Origin of the sequence: Eudoraea sp. (assembly GCF_049669105.1) — a bacterium.
Classification (GTDB): Bacteria; Bacteroidota; Bacteroidia; order Flavobacteriales; family Flavobacteriaceae; genus Eudoraea.
On sequence record NZ_JBATKE010000239.1, the window covers coordinates 1 to 18700 of the forward strand.

12 protein-coding genes and 1 pseudogene are annotated in these 18700 nt (G+C 38.0%); 2 read left to right on the plus strand and 11 right to left on the minus strand.

All coding sequences use genetic code 11. The features are described from left to right. Positions 1–195: 195 nt before the first annotated feature. Positions 196–765 carry a hypothetical protein gene (locus WBM60_RS17005; RefSeq protein WP_424276473.1) on the plus strand — a complete coding sequence of 190 codons (570 nt, stop codon included), beginning with the start codon at positions 196–198 and terminating at the stop codon, positions 763–765. Between the two features lie 38 nt (positions 766–803). On the opposite strand, the gene WBM60_RS17010 is transcribed toward WBM60_RS17005, so the two are convergent. The 5 genes from WBM60_RS17010 to WBM60_RS17030 form a co-directional block, all read right to left on the minus strand. Continuing rightward, on the minus strand, positions 804–2342 hold the full coding sequence (locus tag WBM60_RS17010) for a bifunctional GNAT family N-acetyltransferase/carbon-nitrogen hydrolase family protein (protein WP_424258956.1): 1539 nt from the start codon (positions 2340–2342) through the stop codon (positions 804–806). Between the two features lie 67 nt (positions 2343–2409). Continuing rightward, positions 2410–3789, minus strand: a complete 1380-nt coding sequence (gene rimK, locus WBM60_RS17015) for a 30S ribosomal protein S6--L-glutamate ligase (RefSeq protein ID WP_424278043.1) — start codon at positions 3787–3789, stop codon at positions 2410–2412. Between the two features lie 537 nt (positions 3790–4326). Next, positions 4327–6846: a cation-translocating P-type ATPase gene (locus WBM60_RS17020; protein WP_424283387.1), complete on the minus strand. Its 2520-nt coding sequence runs from the start codon at positions 6844–6846 to the stop codon at positions 4327–4329. Between the two features lie 164 nt (positions 6847–7010). Beyond that, positions 7011–7364: a hypothetical protein gene (locus WBM60_RS17025; RefSeq protein WP_424276472.1), complete on the minus strand. Its 354-nt coding sequence runs from the start codon at positions 7362–7364 to the stop codon at positions 7011–7013. Beyond that, complete coding sequence (locus tag WBM60_RS17030; protein ID WP_424258962.1) at positions 7365–9776, minus strand: penicillin acylase family protein; 2412 nt, start codon at positions 9774–9776, stop codon at positions 7365–7367. A 386-nt stretch (positions 9777–10162) separates the two neighbouring features. Here WBM60_RS17030 and katG point away from each other — a divergent pair, with 386 nt between their 5' ends. Beyond that, positions 10163–12415 (plus strand): catalase/peroxidase HPI, encoded by a 2253-nt coding sequence (gene katG, locus WBM60_RS17035; RefSeq protein ID WP_424262947.1) that lies wholly within the window; start codon positions 10163–10165, stop codon positions 12413–12415. An 88-nt stretch (positions 12416–12503) separates the two neighbouring features. On the opposite strand, the gene WBM60_RS17040 is transcribed toward katG, so the two are convergent. From WBM60_RS17040 to WBM60_RS17065, 6 genes and pseudogenes are all read right to left on the minus strand, one after another. Beyond that, positions 12504–13559: a bestrophin family protein gene (locus tag WBM60_RS17040; RefSeq protein WP_424262949.1), complete on the minus strand. Its 1056-nt coding sequence runs from the start codon at positions 13557–13559 to the stop codon at positions 12504–12506. Between the two features lie 241 nt (positions 13560–13800). Further along, positions 13801–14280, minus strand: coding sequence for a DUF1572 domain-containing protein (locus WBM60_RS17045; protein WP_424262951.1), 480 nt, complete (start codon positions 14278–14280; stop codon positions 13801–13803). 167 nt (positions 14281–14447) lie between these two features. Continuing rightward, on the minus strand, positions 14448–15497 hold the full coding sequence (gene arsB, locus WBM60_RS17050) for an ACR3 family arsenite efflux transporter (RefSeq protein WP_424277047.1): 1050 nt from the start codon (positions 15495–15497) through the stop codon (positions 14448–14450). Between the two features lie 162 nt (positions 15498–15659). Then, a complete protein-coding gene (locus WBM60_RS17055; RefSeq protein ID WP_424283388.1) occupies positions 15660–16640 on the minus strand; it encodes a hypothetical protein in 981 nt (326 codons plus the stop codon). Between the two features lie 163 nt (positions 16641–16803). Then, positions 16804–17391 (minus strand): pyridoxamine 5'-phosphate oxidase family protein, encoded by a 588-nt coding sequence (locus WBM60_RS17060; RefSeq protein WP_424283389.1) that lies wholly within the window; start codon positions 17389–17391, stop codon positions 16804–16806. A 191-nt stretch (positions 17392–17582) separates the two neighbouring features. Beyond that, positions 17583–18412 (minus strand): annotated as a pseudogene (locus tag WBM60_RS17065) (DUF1593 domain-containing protein). Between the last annotated feature and the right edge of the window lie 288 nt (positions 18413–18700).

Here is an 18700-nt window from a genome sequence, read left to right on the forward strand (position 1 = left end):
GGCAAGGAAATTTTTGGGGAACATCAAAGGATTGCAATCAGGGCCTCTGATAAACTCTGGAAGGAATTAATTGATATTGGGCTTTATATTACTCATCCCAGAGATATTTCCAATGGAATTCAAAGGGTTAAAGATTTCGCCTAGCAGAATCCTATAACCAGTTCTTATTTCAACAGGAAATCTACTTTAGCACTTATGGCCAGCATTCAAAAGGAAGAAAAGGTAAAATTCAAAACCCTTGCCGAAGGAATGGCTCAAAGTCTAGATGAATTAAGTACCCGGATTAATACCTATACTGAGATTCTGCCAAATCAAATACGCTGGCAATCTGAATATTTATTAAATGATATTTTAGCCAATTCACAATTAAATGGCCGTTTGGATTCACTCACAACTTTATTGGAAAGAGCAGTGATATTGATTGAACCCAGCCCGGAATTAATAGATAATCAACGTTCTAAAGCAATGCGCGACCCGATGGGAGAGCGAAGAATTGTTTTGGAAGCGATTAAGCAGGAGCGAAAGGCCGTTTTGGAAGAAATCCGAAAGGGTAGGGCAATTGTGCTTGAACATTTAAGCAATGAAATGACCTTCCAGCGTGAAGCCGGTTTTGAGGATTTGAATGAACTGAACAAGCAGGGAATTAACCTTAATGTGACAAATGTTAAAGACATGGCGGACCTGATCTTCTGGCGGGCACTTATTTTAATGTCAATTTTGGCAATAATTATATTTATTGGAATCTTCCTTTACAAAAAGTTATAAGAGTCAAACAATAGTGCAAGGTGATATTTTAAGAGGGCTTATACCTTGTTAGGAATAATCTTTTTTAATTCAAAAATATCTTTCCTTCGATCCCTTAGATTTCTTACACTGCCAAACTGATTCAGTTCACGTAACAAATCAATATCAACATCCGCAATTAAAATCATTTCTGTATTTGTGGTAGCTTCTGCTTTTATTCCATTCGCAGGAAAGGAAAAATCACAAGGAGTAAAAACCATTGATTGTGCAAATTGAATATCCATATTATGAACTTTGGGCAAATTACCAACGCTTCCTGCTATTGCAACATAACATTCATTTTCGATAGCTCTTGCCTGCGCACAATGACGTACTCTTGAATAGCCATTTTGAGTGTCTGTCAAAAAAGGAATAAATAAAATATCCATTCCTTCATCTGCCAAAATTCTACTGAGCTCAGGAAATTCAGAATCGTAACAGATAAGTATTCCGATCTTTCCACAATCGGTATCGAAAGTTTTTAAATTAGTTCCACCTTGCATTCCCCAAACCTTAGCTTCATCAGGGGTAACATGAAGTTTTTCATACCTTTCGGTTGTTCCATCTCTTTTGCATAAATAGCCAGCATTGTACAGAAAGTCGTCTTTTAATTCAGGCATGCTACCTGTGATAATATTAATGTTGTAGGATATCGCCAGTTCAGAAAATTTTTGAACTATCTCAGGAGTATGTTTGGCCAACTCTCTTATTGCTTCAGATTCCGGGAGATGATTGTTTTCTGCCATGAGGGGTGCGTTAAAGAATTCCGGGAACAAAGCAAAATCAGAACGATAGGCAGAAACAGCATCCACAAAATACTCTGCTTGTTGCATTAATTCAACCAGGTTGTGATACAATCGCATTTGCCATTGAATTAAACCAAGACGAACCACTTTTTTCTTGGTGAATGCTTTTGAGACGTGTTTGTGGTAATACACATTATCCCATTCTAATAAAACTGCAAATTCATTTGAGGCTTCATCACCTTCCAAATAGCCCTTTAAAACTTTTGAAGGATGAAAATCATTGGATATTTGAAAATTTAATACAGGGTCCTGAATTTCTTTTCTCTTAACCTTTTCTATATATTCTTTGGGGGATAATAGGTCGGAATGTTTGGAATAATTTGGAATTCTACCTCCAAATGCGATTCCTCTCAGGTTTAATTTTTCACATAGTTCCTTTCTGTAATCATACAACCTGCGACCCAGCCTTAGTCCCCGATATTCAGATTTGATAAAAACATCAATTCCATACAAAACATCTCCATCTTTATTGTGGGTGTCAAAAGTGTAGTTTCCCGTTATTTCCTTGTAGGTATGGTGATCATCAAATTTATCGTAATCAACAATAATCGAGAGTGCACATCCCGCAAGTTGGTCATTTACTTTAATTACTACCTGTCCTTCAGAAAATTTGGTAATCAATGATTGGATATGAGATTCTTTCCAGTAGGAATTGGGCATGTTGGAATATGCTTCAATCATCGCCTGTTTTAACTCCTGATAGTCATTTATGGTCAAAAATTGTAATTCTATATTTTCAATGTTTTGTATCATAGTTTTATTCTAATATTATAGGAATTTATTAAACTAATACCCGGTAAATGGAGTTTCCCATTCAGAATTAATTGATTTTCTTTGGTTTTAAATCTTTTTCTATGGCTTCTATCATCAGGCCGGCAATATCCTTTTTGGATACACCTTCAATCCCTTCAAGGCCTGGGGACGAATTAACTTCGAGTAATAAAGCCCCGTGATGTCCTCTAATTATATCAACACCGGCAACTTTTAAATTCATGGTCTTTGCTGCTAAAATAGCGATCCTCCTTTCTTCCGGTGTAATTTTTACCAATTGAGCGGTACCTCCCATATGAATATTTGCCCTAAACTCCCCAGGTGCAGCGGTTCGCATGATACTTTCAACAACTTTACCATTGATAACAAAGCATCGGATGTCCTTTCCTTCGGCCTCTTTTACGAATTCCTGAACCAAAATATTAGCTCGTAAACTCTTAAAGGCATTGATAAGACTCTCGGCTGCTTTTTTTGTCTCGGCAAGAACAACTCCTTTACCCTGTGTTCCTTCCAATAATTTAACAATTAGGGGTGCTCCTCCAACCATTTTAATTAAATCATCGGTGTCTAATGGGGAATTGGCAAAGCCTGTTGTAGGTATTGGTAAACCGTTATTAATGAGCAATTGTAATGAATATAGTTTATCTCTGGATTGGGTAATAGATGCGGCAGAATTTTGTACATAGACTCCTATGGCTTCAAAATGGCGGGTTAAAGCACAACCATAAAAGGTAATACTGGGCCTTATTCTGGGTATAATCGCATCAAAATCGTCTAAAATTCTTCCCCCGCGGTAATGCATTTCAGGGTTTTTCCCATCTAATTTAATATAGCAATCTTTGATATATAAAAATTCCATTTGGTGACCTCGTTCTTCCCCGGCCTCTATGATTCTCCGATTGCTGTATAAATCCGGGTTGCTGGCCAATATTCCAATTTTAAGCCCCGATGGTTTATTATTATAAACCTTATAATGCTGTTTTAAAATATGGGTGGAAAGTTCTCCCAATTTAAAAGCGGCCTCCGGATCTACCAGAATTTTCCCTGCCATAGCCTGTCTTCCCAGCAACATCCTATACCCCATAGAATCTCTGTTCGTTAAAGTGATTTCAATTTCCCAGGAAGATTTCGCTATTGCCAAAGCCGTCTTTATTACGTAGCGTATTTCTCCAAATCCACTTGAACTTTTTACTTTTCTTTTATCTAAAACAGGAGATTCACAATAAATTGTTGTCTTTCCTACATTTTGTAAGGGATGCACCTCATACCTCACCCATGGAATACCGTCCTTTTTAAATGGTATAATGTTTACAGCATGTAAAGCCGATGTCTTGGCACCGGAATCTACACGAACTTTTATTGCCGGAATATTCAGTTGGGGGAGCGCACACCACTCTTCACTGCCAACAACAATTTTATTGTTACTCATTTATAATGGTTTAAAATTTCATTTTATTATAGCTAAACCCAAGGGACTAAATGTAATTATTTGTAATTACATTCCAAATAAGACAGCGCTTTATTGTTTGGATTCAATTCCGCATTCAATTGTATGCCAAATGTCCGAAATCACCTGATAGGATTAATAGTTGAGGAAATGATGGTTTTGCCAGTTTCAAAGACTCCTTGGATTTTACCGTATGGTCTTGTTTGCTGACTATACATAACGTTTAAGTACAAACTGGATTATTTCGCTTATACAATATTGGCGGTTTGTTGCTTGTCTTTATTTAATGGCCCTGGCATTTCGAAAATAGCACCTAAATCTTAAGTATTTTGAATAGATTTCTGTGTTTCGTTTGGTTTCTTCATAACTGAACAGTCCATAGCCAACCGCAAAGTGAATATTAATCTAATTCTTCATATTAAAATCATTGATTTAAGTAGGCTATAATGAATGCCAACAATGTGTTTAAATTGTTTGTCTATGCAGTTTAACCCTTGTTATTGCGATCTTCTTCGGGCATTATACTGTAATTTTTGGTTCTGGTTTCACTGATTCTTTGCGGCCTTTCAAATATTTTACAGGTTCAATCCAAATGGTAAATAGAAAAGCAATTAAAAACGAAAATAAATACTCTTGTAATTGTAAAGGAGAACCGCTGAAAAAACTGGTTATGTAGGGAACATTAAATATCAACAACAGCAAAATAATTGAAATGCCTATTATAACAGGGACATATCTGTTTTTCTGTTTTATGGTCTGAAAGATTGTCTGACTGAATGAACGGTTAATAAGCGTAAGAAGTATGTTCGAGAAAATAAGAGTGCTGAAAATCAATGACCGAATTTTAAGTTCACCCAACTCATAATAGCTTCCATAATACCCGATAATTAAACATCCAACGGTTATCATTAAACCCTGCACTATTGTAATCCAGAGTTGTGATAATTGAAGCAAATTCTTGTTCCGCGAATCAACCGGGTATTTTAATTTTTCTTTAGGGATGTTTTCATTCTCATAAACAATAGAACAGGTGGGACCCATTATAAGTTCAAGAAATATGACATGTATTGGTGAAAATAGTTGTGAAGGCAGCCATTTAAAAAAGATAGGTAACATTACAAGTAGTATAATGGGGATATGTATTGAAATAATATAACGGATGGCCTTGGTTAAGTTTTCATTAATTCTCCTGCCAAGGAAGATGGCATCGATCATTTTTGACAGGTCATTATTTGACAGAATAAGTCCGGCTGCACCTTTTGCAACATCAGTTCCCTTACTGCCCATTGCAATGCCAATATGCGCAGATTTTAATGCGGGTGCATCATTCACTCCATCGCCGGTCATGGAAACAATTTGTCCGGTTTGTTTGAGGACATTTATTATTCTCAACTTTGTTTCAGGATCAATTCTGGCAAAAACATTGACAGATGAGAGCATTTCTTTTAGTGCTTCATCACTTAATTCAGCTAATTCTGAACCGGTTAAGACCTTATTCAATTTAATACCGGTTTGTTTGGCTATTGCCACCGCTGTTTCTTTGTAATCTCCCGTGATCATTTTTACATCCAGGCCTGCTTCATAAAAACCGTTAATTACATTCTTAATATTTGGAGTAGGGGGGTCCCAAAATGTTATTAACCCTAAAAATTCAAATTCAATATCTTTTTGTAATACGGGATAATCACTACTATCCCAATGTCCCTTTGCTATACCTAATACCCGAAGTCCGTTTTTTGCGTAAATCAAACCCTGTTTATGAATTACGTCTTTTTGCTCCGGGCTCAAAGAACACAATTTAAGCACGCCCTCCAAAGCTCCTTTACAGCCTATGATGAATTTTTTATTTTCATTTTGAAAAACATGTGTCATAACCGGTGGCTTTCCGGATAAAGGAAACTCTTTGACCATCCTGTAATTCTTTCGTTCATCCAACTTAAACAATTCAGCATAATAGTAGTGAATTGATTTTTCCATAGGGTCAAATGGATTTTCTTCACTGGCCCACATCGCATATTCCAATACTTCAGAGGGTTTTGGAGATTTATCGAAGGCAATTTCCCTGTTTGTTCTAAGGCTAAAAGTGTGGGTGACATTCATCAGATTCTGAGTGAGTGTTCCTGTTTTATCAAGACAGATAACAGTTGCAGAACCTAAAGTTTCTACGGTTTTAGGGCTTCTGGTAATTATTCCATGTTTTAATAATCTATATGCGCCAAAAGCCATAAAAGTGGAAAGTGCCACGGGTATTTCTTCCGGGAGGACAGACATTGCCATGGTCAGGCCATGTATTAATCCATGCAGTGCACTTCCGCTTTCCCACCAGTTATATCCCCATACGAACAGGAAAGCGATACTACCTATAATCACCATGTTTCGCACGAAATTCGAAACTTTTGATTGCAAAGGCGTTTTTTCCTTTGCCGTAGATGAAACCAGTTCTCCTATTCCGCCAAGTGTTGTTTGCTTCCCTACCGCTGAAACTTTAGCATAGCAGTATCCCCTGACTACCAGTGTACCCTGAAATATAGTATCTGTTGAAAATTTTTCAACCGAAATGGATTCTCCGGTAAGGATTGATTCGTCTATTGAAAAATCATTGGATGTAATGATTTCTGCATCAGCAGGTACGATCGTACCTTCCTCGCATATAATGACATCCTTTGTGACCAAATCTACTGTATCAATTTTAATGGTTTCCGCATTGCGGATAACTTTGGTTTTGGTCTCAGTTAATCGACTTATGGCTTTTAAAGCTTTTTGGGTTCGGAAATTTTGGTAAACATCAATTCCAGCAACAAAAAAAAGCGCAAAAAGCATGGTATAGGCTTCTGAAAATTCCGAGATTGAAAAATACACGGCACAGGCTATCAGCAACAAAATAAACATGGGTTCTTTTATTACTGAAAGAAGATTTTGAAGAAGTAGATTTTTCTCCTTCTTTAATTGGTTTGAACCGTTTAATACCCTCTGCTGAAAAACTTCAGCATCGGTGAGCCCATGTATTTCTGTTTGACTTATGTGACCTTTTGCCTTCAAATTTTTATATGCTAGTGCCCTCGGCTGTTATATCGATTCACTTACAGTAACCAAAGGGCTGAAATATATTCCAAATTTCTCATTTATCAGAATTTGCATTTGCCAGGGAATACGTATTCAAGTCAGGGGTGGATTGGTAATTAGTGACCGCTATTTATAGAGCGTTATTTCTTTACTAACACCAGGCATTGTTTTCCAAAAACACCGGCTATACCAGCAGCCAAACCTCCAACAATACCTGTAACTAATATCAGAAGGGATGGGCTACCACCCAAAGGTAATAATACTGCTATTTTTTTGGCCAGTAAAAAGTCGTTATCGTTAGCTAGTAAAAATGAATAGGCTGCCCAAAATATTAAGACGGCCAAAAATGGGGTAAAGAAAACAGCTGCGCGTTTTAAGGAAAACACTAATGCGGCTATAAATGCAGCCAACATTACCGACCACCAGGGCAGAAAAAATGAAAAGACGATGGCTAAAACAATTGTGGCCACAAAATTTAGGATTTTTGATTTCATTTAATTTGATATTAAAGTTTGTGTGTCTATTACAGCGTCAGTTTTAATGTCGGATTGCAAAAAGTTTAAATTGTGGTAGTTGCCTGCTGCCCAATCGTCTATAAAATTATCGTAATATTTACTGCCTGGATTACCAGATTGACCTCCGGGATAAATTCCTAAAGCAGTTGGTGGCGAGCTCATCTCCACAATCATTCGCCAGGAGGGACCATGATTTTTTTTGGTTGCGTTCACAATGTTACCACCACCCCCAATTGGCAGGTTAAACCTTGAAAAAGCAGGTAAGGCCTGCAGCAAATGACCAACATAGGTGCTCTTATAGGCATTCCAGTTATAATCTCCATTTTCAGCTTTCCAATCCATTAAGGATTTTGCTGCTTTTTTGAAACTGATTAAAAACAGGTCTTTGGCGGTTTCGGTTTCAGGTGTTTCTACAATGTCCATAAATTCATCGTCGCCTTTGGTTTTTAATAAATGAATGGTTTGGTAGGTGAATGGTTTATCCAGGGCAACATTCTCAACATCATATTCATCCCAAACCAGATCATAGAGTTTGCTCCACCAAATACTATAAATACTTGGACCCAGCTCGTCTATATTATTGTTAAAGTCCCATGATTTTATTTCGTTGAATATGCTTAACTCTTCTGCGGTGAGCGTAGAGGCATCCATAGTTTCAAAAATATAGGGTAAGAGTTCTGCAGCCTTAAGGTTATAATTATTATTGTGTAAATCCTTAAAATCCTGAATATTGAAAGTCTCTTTAGAATTAAAAAAGTTATTGATTACGCGGTTTCTGTAGGTTTCGTAACCATCGTTAAATACATAGAACGGGTAGGATTCATTTACAGGGTGCTGATTTGCTGAGCTCACAAAGCCACGCTCCGGGTTTTTGGTGTGGGCGTTAAAATGTTGTGGGATAAAACTTTGCCAGTCGTGCTTCGGATTGCTGCCATCCATTAAAAATTTCCCTTGCCCTTTCCATTTATTGGGAAGTTTTCCCTGAACCCAAATAGCGATATCACCCTCTGTTGAAGCAAAGACAAAGTTTTGTGCCGGTGCTGTATAATGTTTAAGGGCATTAACATAATCATCATAATTCCTTCCTTTGTTGAGCTCTAAAAATGTCTTTTGATTGTTGCCCCCTATATGGCCCGACCATTTCATGGCATAGCCGGCAAGTTTATTACCACCCATAAAGTTTTTATCGTAAGTCACAGGCCCATGATGGGTATAACATACAGAATCAATATAAGCGGCTTTACCTTTTATTTTAATTTCTTCAATTCTAAAACTCACAGCTTTCCAATCATCACCATATTTGTATTGTCTGCGTGTTTCATCTTTAAATTCAATTTTGTACCAATCCAATACATCTCTGGTAGCGTTGGTTTCTCCCCATGAAATGTTAGTGTTAAATCCTGAAATTATGCCCAGAGCTCCGGGCAGTGTGGCGCCAAAAGCATTATGGGTTGGGATACTTAATTGCATTACAAACCAAATAGAAGGTAGGTTTAAGCCCAAATGTGGATCATTTGCCAAAATAGGATTTCCAGAATAGGATTTTTCACCAGAAATGGCCCAGTTATTACTGCCATTATCAGGATTTGGCTTGTCTAAGGTTTTTGGAATAGAGTCTAGTGGCATTTCACTTTCCGGTGTTTCCGTAATCGGTACATCAATATAACTCCAATCCGTTTCTTTGGGAATAATAGGGTCTATGACATCAAAGAAATCCGGATACAATAAATCAAAGCGTTCTTTCCCAAACATCCGCAATGCATTGGTGTATTCTAAATCAGAATCTCCTCCGGCCAAATCCTTGGTCATGTACATCAATAACAAAGCTGTTTTTTTTATCGTCCAGGGTTCTGGTTGATAATCGAGCAGTTTGTACTCCAAAGGAAAGTCCTTAGGCTCTAATTGGTTGATGTAACTATTTACACCTTCTGCATACGCCTCTAAAAATGCTGTAGTTTCAGGGTCTTCTTTGATCTTTGCAATGGCTTGCTCTGCTCCAAATCCCATGCCGCGTCTGCGCTGCTGACGGTCCAAGTTTAGGGCTGCTTCGCCAATTATTTCAGATAACCGACCAGCGGCAGCATACGTCTGGAATTCCATTTGCCAAAGGCGATGCTTAGCCGTAATATAACCCTGGGCCCTATATAAATCATTTTCATTCTGAGCAAAGAGGTGTGGAATTAACTGTGCATCGTAATGAACGGTAACCTTGTCCTTGAGCCCATCAATAGAAACAGTTCCAGTAATGCTTTCATTAGTTTCGTTTTGCCAAACGCCGGTATAGGGATTTAAAAATTTTCCGATGGGAGGAATGGAACCAAACTTGTTATTCAGACCATAAAAAACAGAGGCTGTAAGAAGAAGGGAAAGAGTAAACTTCAGGTATTTCATTAGCGGAATTAATTAGGGTGATTAAAATACTAAATAAATGTGAATGCCGGCAGTAAATATTGTTTAGTATCATTTATTAAAATTGGTTTGGTATTTCCATAGTATTCAATATAAATAGGGAAACCTTCCAGCCTTTCCGTAACAGGATTGAAAAATCGATCAAACATCGAACTCATTCAAGTGTTATTGAATTTGCAGGAAGCATGCTGATTGGCCAATATTAGTATGCCCTGATGTCTTTTTAAATGAACCAACTTTCGCAAAATAAATTACTTATAGGAGTTCAGAATGGGTCATAGTTATTTTCTATTAGAAACCAATTTAAATGAGTAAACATTTTGGTACTTTTACTATTACAAGAAAGAAAATAAAAATTCGATCATATTATGGATAATAACAAAAGTCAAACTACATCGACTAATGCTTCAAACAACAATGATAACGCTGAAAGCAAATGCCCGTTTTTGAATGGTGAATTGCATCAAGCTGCAGGTGGCGGGACAACAAACCGTGACTGGTGGCCCAATCAGTTGAATCTGAACATCCTCCGTCAGCACTCCTCCTTATCTGACCCTATGGATGATGATTTTAATTATGCCGAAGAGTTTAAATCGCTTGATTTGGAAGCGGTTAAAAAAGATCTTTATGCTCTAATGACTGATAGCCAGGATTGGTGGCCTGCAGACTACGGTCATTATGGACCATTCTTTATCCGTATGGCATGGCATGCTGCAGGTACATACCGTATCGCTGATGGCCGTGGCGGTGGTGGTACCGGAGCCCAGCGTTTTGCTCCTCTGAATAGCTGGCCAGATAATGCCAACTTAGATAAGGCAAGACTACTACTTTGGCCGGTTAAACAGAAATATGGCAAGAAATTGTCATGGGCAGATTTATTGATCCTGGCCGGAAACTGTGCCCACGAATCTATGGGATTAAAGATGTTCGGTTTTGGTGGAGGTCGCGAAGACATTTGGCAACCGGAAGAAGATATTTACTGGGGTTCCGAGGCAGAATGGCTGGGAAACAAGAAAAGGTATAATGAAGATAGGGAATTAGAAAACCCTCTTGGTGCTGCACATATGGGATTGATCTACGTTAACCCGGAAGGCCCTAATGGTAATCCGGACCCGGTAGGGGCTGCTCATGACATTCGTGAAACTTTCGGTCGTATGGCGATGAACGATTATGAGACTGTTGCTCTTATTGCAGGCGGGCACACCTTTGGTAAAACCCATGGTGCGGCTAGTGATGCAGAGTATGTTGAGGCGGAACCAGCAGGTGCTGGGATCGAAATGCAAGGTCTTGGATGGAAGAACAATTTTGGTACAGGAAAAGGATCTGATACCATTACCAGTGGTTTAGAAGGAGCCTGGACCGATACGCCCATAAAATGGAGCAATAAATATTTTGAAAACTTATTTGGTTACGAGTGGGAGTTGACTAAAAGCCCTGCAGGTGCCCATCAATGGAAACCGAAAGGCAATGCCGGTGCAGGTACGGTACCCGATGCGCATAACCCTGAAAAGAAGCATGCTCCGTTTATGTTGACAACTGACCTTTCCCTGCGCATGGATCCCGCTTACGAGAAAATCTCCAGACATTTTTATGAAAATCCCGATGAATTTGCCGATGCCTACTCACGTGCCTGGTTTAAACTGACGCACCGTGACATGGGACCAGTACAACGATATTTGGGGCCAGAAGTGCCTAAGGAAGAATTAATTTGGCAAGATCCAATATCTGCAGCGGATTACGAATTGATTAACGATAAAGATGTTGCCGACTTAAAGGCGAATATTCTAGCGTCAGGATTATCTGTTTCTGAATTGGTATCCACAGCCTGGGCATCCGCATCTACTTTCCGTGGTTCGGACAAACGTGGTGGTGCCAACGGTGCACGCATTCGGCTTGCACCTCAGAAAGATTGGAAAGTGAACAATCCGAAGCAATTGGAGAAAGTTTTAGATACCCTAGGACGTATTCAAAAAGAGTTCAATGACGCCCAGTCCGGCAACAAAAAAGTATCCATCGCAGACCTGATTGTTTTAGGTGGATGTTCCGCTGTTGAAAAGGCCGCTAAAAATGCAGGCCATGACGTAGCAGTGCCATTTACTCCAGGTCGTAACGATGCCACTGAGGCGCAAACCGATGCTGAATCGTTTGAAGTCCTTGAGCCGGTAGCGGATGGTTTCCGTAATTACACAAAGGGCAAATTTTCGGTTAGTGCCGAAGAACTTTTAGTAGACAAAGCACAGTTGATGACCCTGACCGCGCCAGAGATGACAGTTCTTGTTGGAGGTATGCGTGTGCTGAATACAAATTTTGATCAGTCTGGTCACGGTGTCTTCACCAATCGTTCTGAGACGCTTAGCAACGATTTCTTTGTAAACCTTTTAGATATGGGTGCAACATGGAAGGCTATTGGGGATTCCGATGACGTTTTTGAAGGTCGTGATCGATCAACAGGTGAAGTCAAGTGGACTGGCACTCGTGTAGATCTTATCTTTGGCTCTAATTCAGAGCTCCGTGCCCTCGCTGAGGTTTATGGATGTGAGGACGCTCAAAAGAAGTTTGTAAAGGATTTTGTAGCTGCATGGAATAAGGTGATGAATCTTGATCGCTTCGATTTGGCTTAATCACAGTTCAATCTGGTAGAATACTATTAATTGTTAAAAGGTGGTCCGATAATGGGCCACCTTTTTTATGCACTTTATGGGTAATACCTTAGAATTGAGTGTGATGTTTTACGGCGAATTGCTCCGGGATTTCCTCAGCCGATTCTCCTAAATTTTCTCTGAGGTCAATTTCAATTCCTCTTGCAATCGTGGAAATAGGAACGTCATTGGCGGTGCCTTCAAAAGGATTTTCTCCCGTTCGGCCTATTCTTTCCATAGTATGAAAAATCCAGGCGACTATGACATAAAAAGGAACTGAAAACCATACAAATAGTTTTCCAATAAGTGGACTTTTAGTAATAAGCTCACTGCCAATTTCAGCAAATTGTGGCACCAGGGCCAGGGGTAGGAGCAAGACAAAAAGCCACATAAAAAAATGATTGAGAGTTGCAAATTGTCTTGGATAAGGAAAGTTCTTAATTCGTTCACTTTTGCCTTGCAGTGTAAAAAACTCTTGTATTACCCCTTCCAGTTCTAAAAAAGAAAATTCCCAAATCACCCCTTTTTCTTTGAGTTGTCTTAAATGATGGGATTGCAAGTACAGCAACGCCGTTTGTTTATTACTCTTGCCCATTATATATTCATAATCACTTTCAGATATATAGGGTTTTAGGTCCTTATCTAAAGTAGAATCATGTTCGGGTGGACGAGTATCCCATTCTTTGTTTGTTCTATGTAGAACGGATGTTTCCCAGGGTTTAGCTGCGCGCATCGCATGGCGCAAAGCGGTCATCCATGCTATCTGCCTGTACGTCAAATTTTTAATTTCTTTTTGAAGCTCTGATTCCTCTATTGGTGTTTGAGCGTATTCATTGTTAACCATATCTTGAACAAATACCCCAAATGTTCTCGAAGTATTTACGATTCCTCCCCAAATTTTCCTGGCTTCCCAGATTCTGCCATAGGCTGCATTATTTTGAAAACCAATAACAAAAGCCACTGCTGTGCCAATTAAAGCTAAAGGAGTCCATGGAATTTTTAACCATGCTAAATCCAAAAAATAATAAGCGGCGACCCAGGAAATTATAATAGCCAAAAATAAAAATGATTCGAAGCGGGTCCACCAGGCCATTTCAAAGGCGGTGTAGTTTTTTTTAATGTGCATAATTCAAATTTCTAAATAATTATTCCAATAAACAACAAGATTACTTATTTCAGTATTCCTGAGGAGTAAAACCGTTTATTATCCTTATCAAATTGCTCAATACATTCTGCAATTCCCGTGTCTTTGTCGGAGACACAATTGGATAGTCCGAATAGAAATAGAATTACTACACTTAAGATTTTGCTTTTGTTTGTAAGAATAGTCGATTAATTAATGGGGGTGCTTTTTTAATGCTACTTTTTTATCCTTTTTCCGATTCCTTTATCATTTTTTTGAGCAAAGAAATTTGCCCTAAATGATAATAACTATGTTCAATTATTCCTTCAATATTTCTTCTATAATTTCCGTATTTCTCTTCTACGAAAATTGATTCTAATTTTTCGTCTGACATTAATTCGATATGATTTGCAAACTTGTCTGCATTGACCCACATACTATTCAACAGGCTATCCCAATCTTCTTTTGATTTAATCTGAGGGAGATCAAAACTATATTTATCACGAATTTCAAGCGGCCCTCCTTCGAAAACATTCAAGACCCCTGCTATGTAATAATTGATATGGTAGGCTAGAGCAGCAATAGTATTTAACGACCCAATCTTTTTCGTTGCATGCTGCCAGGTCACGTTTGATAATTGATCCTTAAAATTTGTATTAGCAATCCATTTACCTTTTAAAAGGACTTCTTTGAATCGATTTGCAAGTTGATTTGAATTTTCCACGTATTTATAAGATGTTTGAAGTTTTTATAGAGTACGACCAAAGCTCTTGTCCATAATTTAGTTATGCATGCCCGCCTAAGTTGGGTTGGGTATTAACACTGTGACTGGCCTTAAATTTATAAATAAATTTAGCTTAACTCCTAAACCGCGATTTTTTATATATGTTGCTAGCTGCTGGCTTTACTATAATACTTTTTCCGTAACCAGAATGAGACTCTGACCAAAAGGATTAAAGCGGGTACTTCTACCAATGGACCAATGACTCCGGCAAATGCTTGTCCTGAATTCAATCCGAAAACTGCTATGGCAACAGCAATAGCCAATTCAAAGTTGTTTCCTGCAGCGGTAAACGCTACAGAAGCTGTTTTGTCATATTCGGCTCCCATTGCCTTTGTTAGGAAGAAACCAACTATAAACATTAAGGCAAAATATATTAGTAATGGCACTGCGATAATCAAAACGTCCATTGGTATTTCGACGATCAATTCGCCCTTTAGCGAGAACATTATTACGATTGTAAATAGCAGAGCTATTAAAGTCAAAGGCGAAATTACAGGAATGAATTTTTGTGTGTACCATTCATCGCCTTTGAGTTTTACCAAAATCAGCCGGCTTAAAATTCCCATCACAAAGGGAATTCCCAAATATATTGCGACACTCTCGGCAATTGTTGCAATTGAAATGTCGACAATAGCCCCTTCAAAACCGAAATAGGGTGGAAGAATCGTAATGAAAATCCATGCGTAAAAACTATAGGCAAATACTTGAAAAATACTGTTTAATGCCACCAATCCAGCACCATATTCGCTACTGCCTTCTGCAAGGTCATTCCAAACAAGCACCATGGCAATACAACGAGCTAAACCGATTAAAATTAAACCGACCATATATTCCGGATAATCCCGTAAAAATGTAATCGCCAAAACAAACATTAAAACCGGGCCAATAATCCAATTAAGTATAAGTGATATTGACAGAATTTTTGTGTTTCGAAAAACTTTTGGTAATAACGCATAGTTCACTTTCGCCAATGGCGGGTACATCATTAAAATCAATCCAATTGCGATAGGTATATTGGTTGTACCACTACTAAATGAATTAATGATATCGGGAAATGATGGTATAAAGTAACCAATCCCAACACCTAACAACATGGCAATAAAAATCCAAAGTGTGAGGTAACTATCGAGAAAGCTTAATTTTTTAGTTGCTGCCATTTTGAGAATTGATCTGAGCGAATATATAGAAAATATTTGTTGTGCTTTGTGTACTTCTTTGGTTGTCTTTTTCAGGTTGCGTGCAAGGTTGCGAATATAAGCCGCAGATTCTCTGCAGCATTATTTTGGAAAGGCTATGGCCAATGTATTGTTGGCAACCGTTTATTTTTCTTCAAATATTATTTTGCCCTGAACCCAATCGGGCAAATAGAAATTCATCCCAGTACTACTTTCTATATCAACAAGTTTATTTCTCGTTTCAATTGTTCTTAGGCCTATCTTCTGTCTTAACAAATTGGTCTCCGTAAGCGTCTCCTCTTTAGGAGCGTTTAAAAATCCATATCCAATTGCCGTGCGATTAGAGACTACTGCTATTTTCCAATCGTCGATCATAGCAAACTCATAAGGAGATATCTCACCGGATGCCAAAGCTTTTTCCAATGCCGGCCTGATAGATTGATAAAGCGTATCCTTTTTAGTATAATCTTCCGAAATCGAATTATGATGCCCAAGAATGGTAGACATCCAATAATCATTTCCTATTAACCTTTCTCCTGGATATCCCTGGCTTTGCAAAATATTTATGAGTCCCGCCATTTGATTTTCACTATGGGGCGCAAATTTCTTATTTCCATAATTCTCTTGTGCCTTATTACCTATCCTAAACAAAGCCCCTAAGGCCTTTTTTTGATCTTTTTTAAACATCTCATGTACCTTTTCCCTGAGCTTAGGATCTATTCGATTCAGATAAAAAGAGCGAAGCGAATCATAATTATTCGCCAGGGCAGTCCAGGCAGGTTCGTCCTGAAGAGAAGCCAGAAACTTATTGTTTTTTAATTCTTTTAATTCCCACCCGGCAGTAATTCCTTCTTCTAATAATCGTAAAGCTTTTTGTCTCTCATTTAAATAAAAAGCAAGTTGAGTAGCTACCTGATAATCCCTTAAAAAAACAAATTCATAACTGCTAATTAAGTTCTCGTAGCTGCTTAATGCTTCTCCATATTTTTCTTCAGCTATAAGACTTTCGGCTTCAATAACCTGTCTATGATAGTTAAGATAGTCCCTATTTTCATCATTTTCTACGCCAGTTAAAGTAAAAAGCGGAAAAATAAAATAGAAGAAAGTCAAATAAGTAAATTTCATAATATTCTAATGTTAGCTACCATCTTCGTGAATGGCTTGTGCCACAAATGCGTAACACCAGGTTATGCGAAAATTTAGTTTATTCTAAAGTAATAATTTTTAGGAAAGGGTAGAGGTGTGAGCTATTTAGGTTGATATGCATTGTTACGCTCAAAAGTTAACCCTATTTTTTAGATTCAAATAATACAACAGGAGGTTCCCAGGTTAAAGGATCACCAATAATACCATGGGCATAACTAATAACTTCCATCCATTCGGGGGAAACTTTAATTAAAAGGTAGCCATCAGGTTTATTCGGATAGAAAGCCTCCCATTCAGCCTTCCATCGCTTTTCTTTTTCCATAGGGTCATTTACTATTTGCGCTATTCCATGAATCATGACATATCCTGAAGCACTCTTATCAAAATAATATAAGGTTACCCTGGGATCCTTTTTAATTTGATCTACCTTTCTGCTTTTTGGATTTGTACCAAACCAAACTGTAAAATCACTTTCCGGAAGAAAAGGATCCATTACTCGGACCCTGGAACGGCCTTGCTGATCAAGGGTGATTAGCGCACAAGTACCTGCAGAAGCCATTATTTCTCTTGCAGCATTCATTAATTTATTATTTAATGAATCTTTTTGCTCTATGCTTTGAGTGAAGCTGTTGAAAGTTATTAAAAGAAGAATCGGTAAAATTATATAGAAGGGTTTTCTTAATTTTTCCATTTTGTTAATTCGTATTTCATGATTTAGGTACTTCTTCATGCTTCGGTAATTATACCTTACGGTTCGGTTATGATTTCTGTGTGGTGGGAATAGCTGGTGAACAGTGCGCTTTGGTTGTCTCCATTTTCCAACAGACAAAATTTTTACCTAAAACTATATCCTTGTTTTTATTTTAAATGTAGTTAAATTTCATAAAGTTAACCAATAGGACTCGCTAAATGATAGCCATCCTAAGCTCCCCAATCAGGATGCTCAGATTCGTTAAGCCCATTGGGAATGAGAGATAAAAACGCAGGAGTGTCACCTTCCACTCCCCATGCGACATCAGGATATACTGCACCTAGTGGGCCATGGTTTTGCTGGATGTTTTTAGCTATCCAGCTATTACTGATTTTAGTATTATCGATACCTTCAAAATAGCCATTAATTCCGGTCCATGTGGCGCTGCCGTAATCATCGCCAGGACTAACAATATAAAACAAATCGGGGAAATTATTTCTTATCCAAATACCACTATCATCCTGGTCTGAAATAGTGTAAACTCTGAGTTTTGAAATAAGTCTCTTTGCTTCTTTTTTAGTTTTAGTTTTATTTATTTTATAGAGTGATTGAGCCAAAGTATTTGCGCCTCCCCAAACAGATATCCATAATGACCGGTCGTCATCTTCTTCAAGTACTTTTATAATCCACTCAGAACCCACTGAATCCATGCCGTCACCTACACCTCCCATGCCATATACTTTACAAGAGGCAATAAGTTTTCAGGAGTTGGAAAACCAGATTCATGCTTTAAAAGATTGGGTTGGACCTGGCCATACGCATAAATTAATTTTTCTATAGATTTTGGATTAACATTTGTCTGATGCCAGCAAGAGGTTGTAGCAATTAATCCTTTTATATCAATTTGGTTAGCATATAAAAACAAACGCACAAATGACTGTGTGTCATCAGGGTCTGCCTCAATATCGGTTAATATAATTACTCTGTTTTTTTGATATGTTTGCCCAAAAAAGGAACAACTAATCAAGGAAAATAATATAAAAAAGATATAGGTTCTCATAAATAATGCTCTGTTGGAAAAACACGTTGAAAATAGTTCATTTCATCTCTAAGTTGTGGATATTCATTTGGTAAAATTTGCATCAATGTGTAGGTATAAGGTTTCGATGCGTGAGAACTAATGTAGCAAAAATGCACAACCCCTTTATTCAGTGCGATGAAATACCTAAGGGAATTTCAGAAGTAATACCTAAACCTTTTTAAGAATGTTTTTCCCGTTAATGGCCATAGCAGACAATACTCCTGAGAACAAAGCACCTCCTACACCGGCAGTTACGATATCCTGACC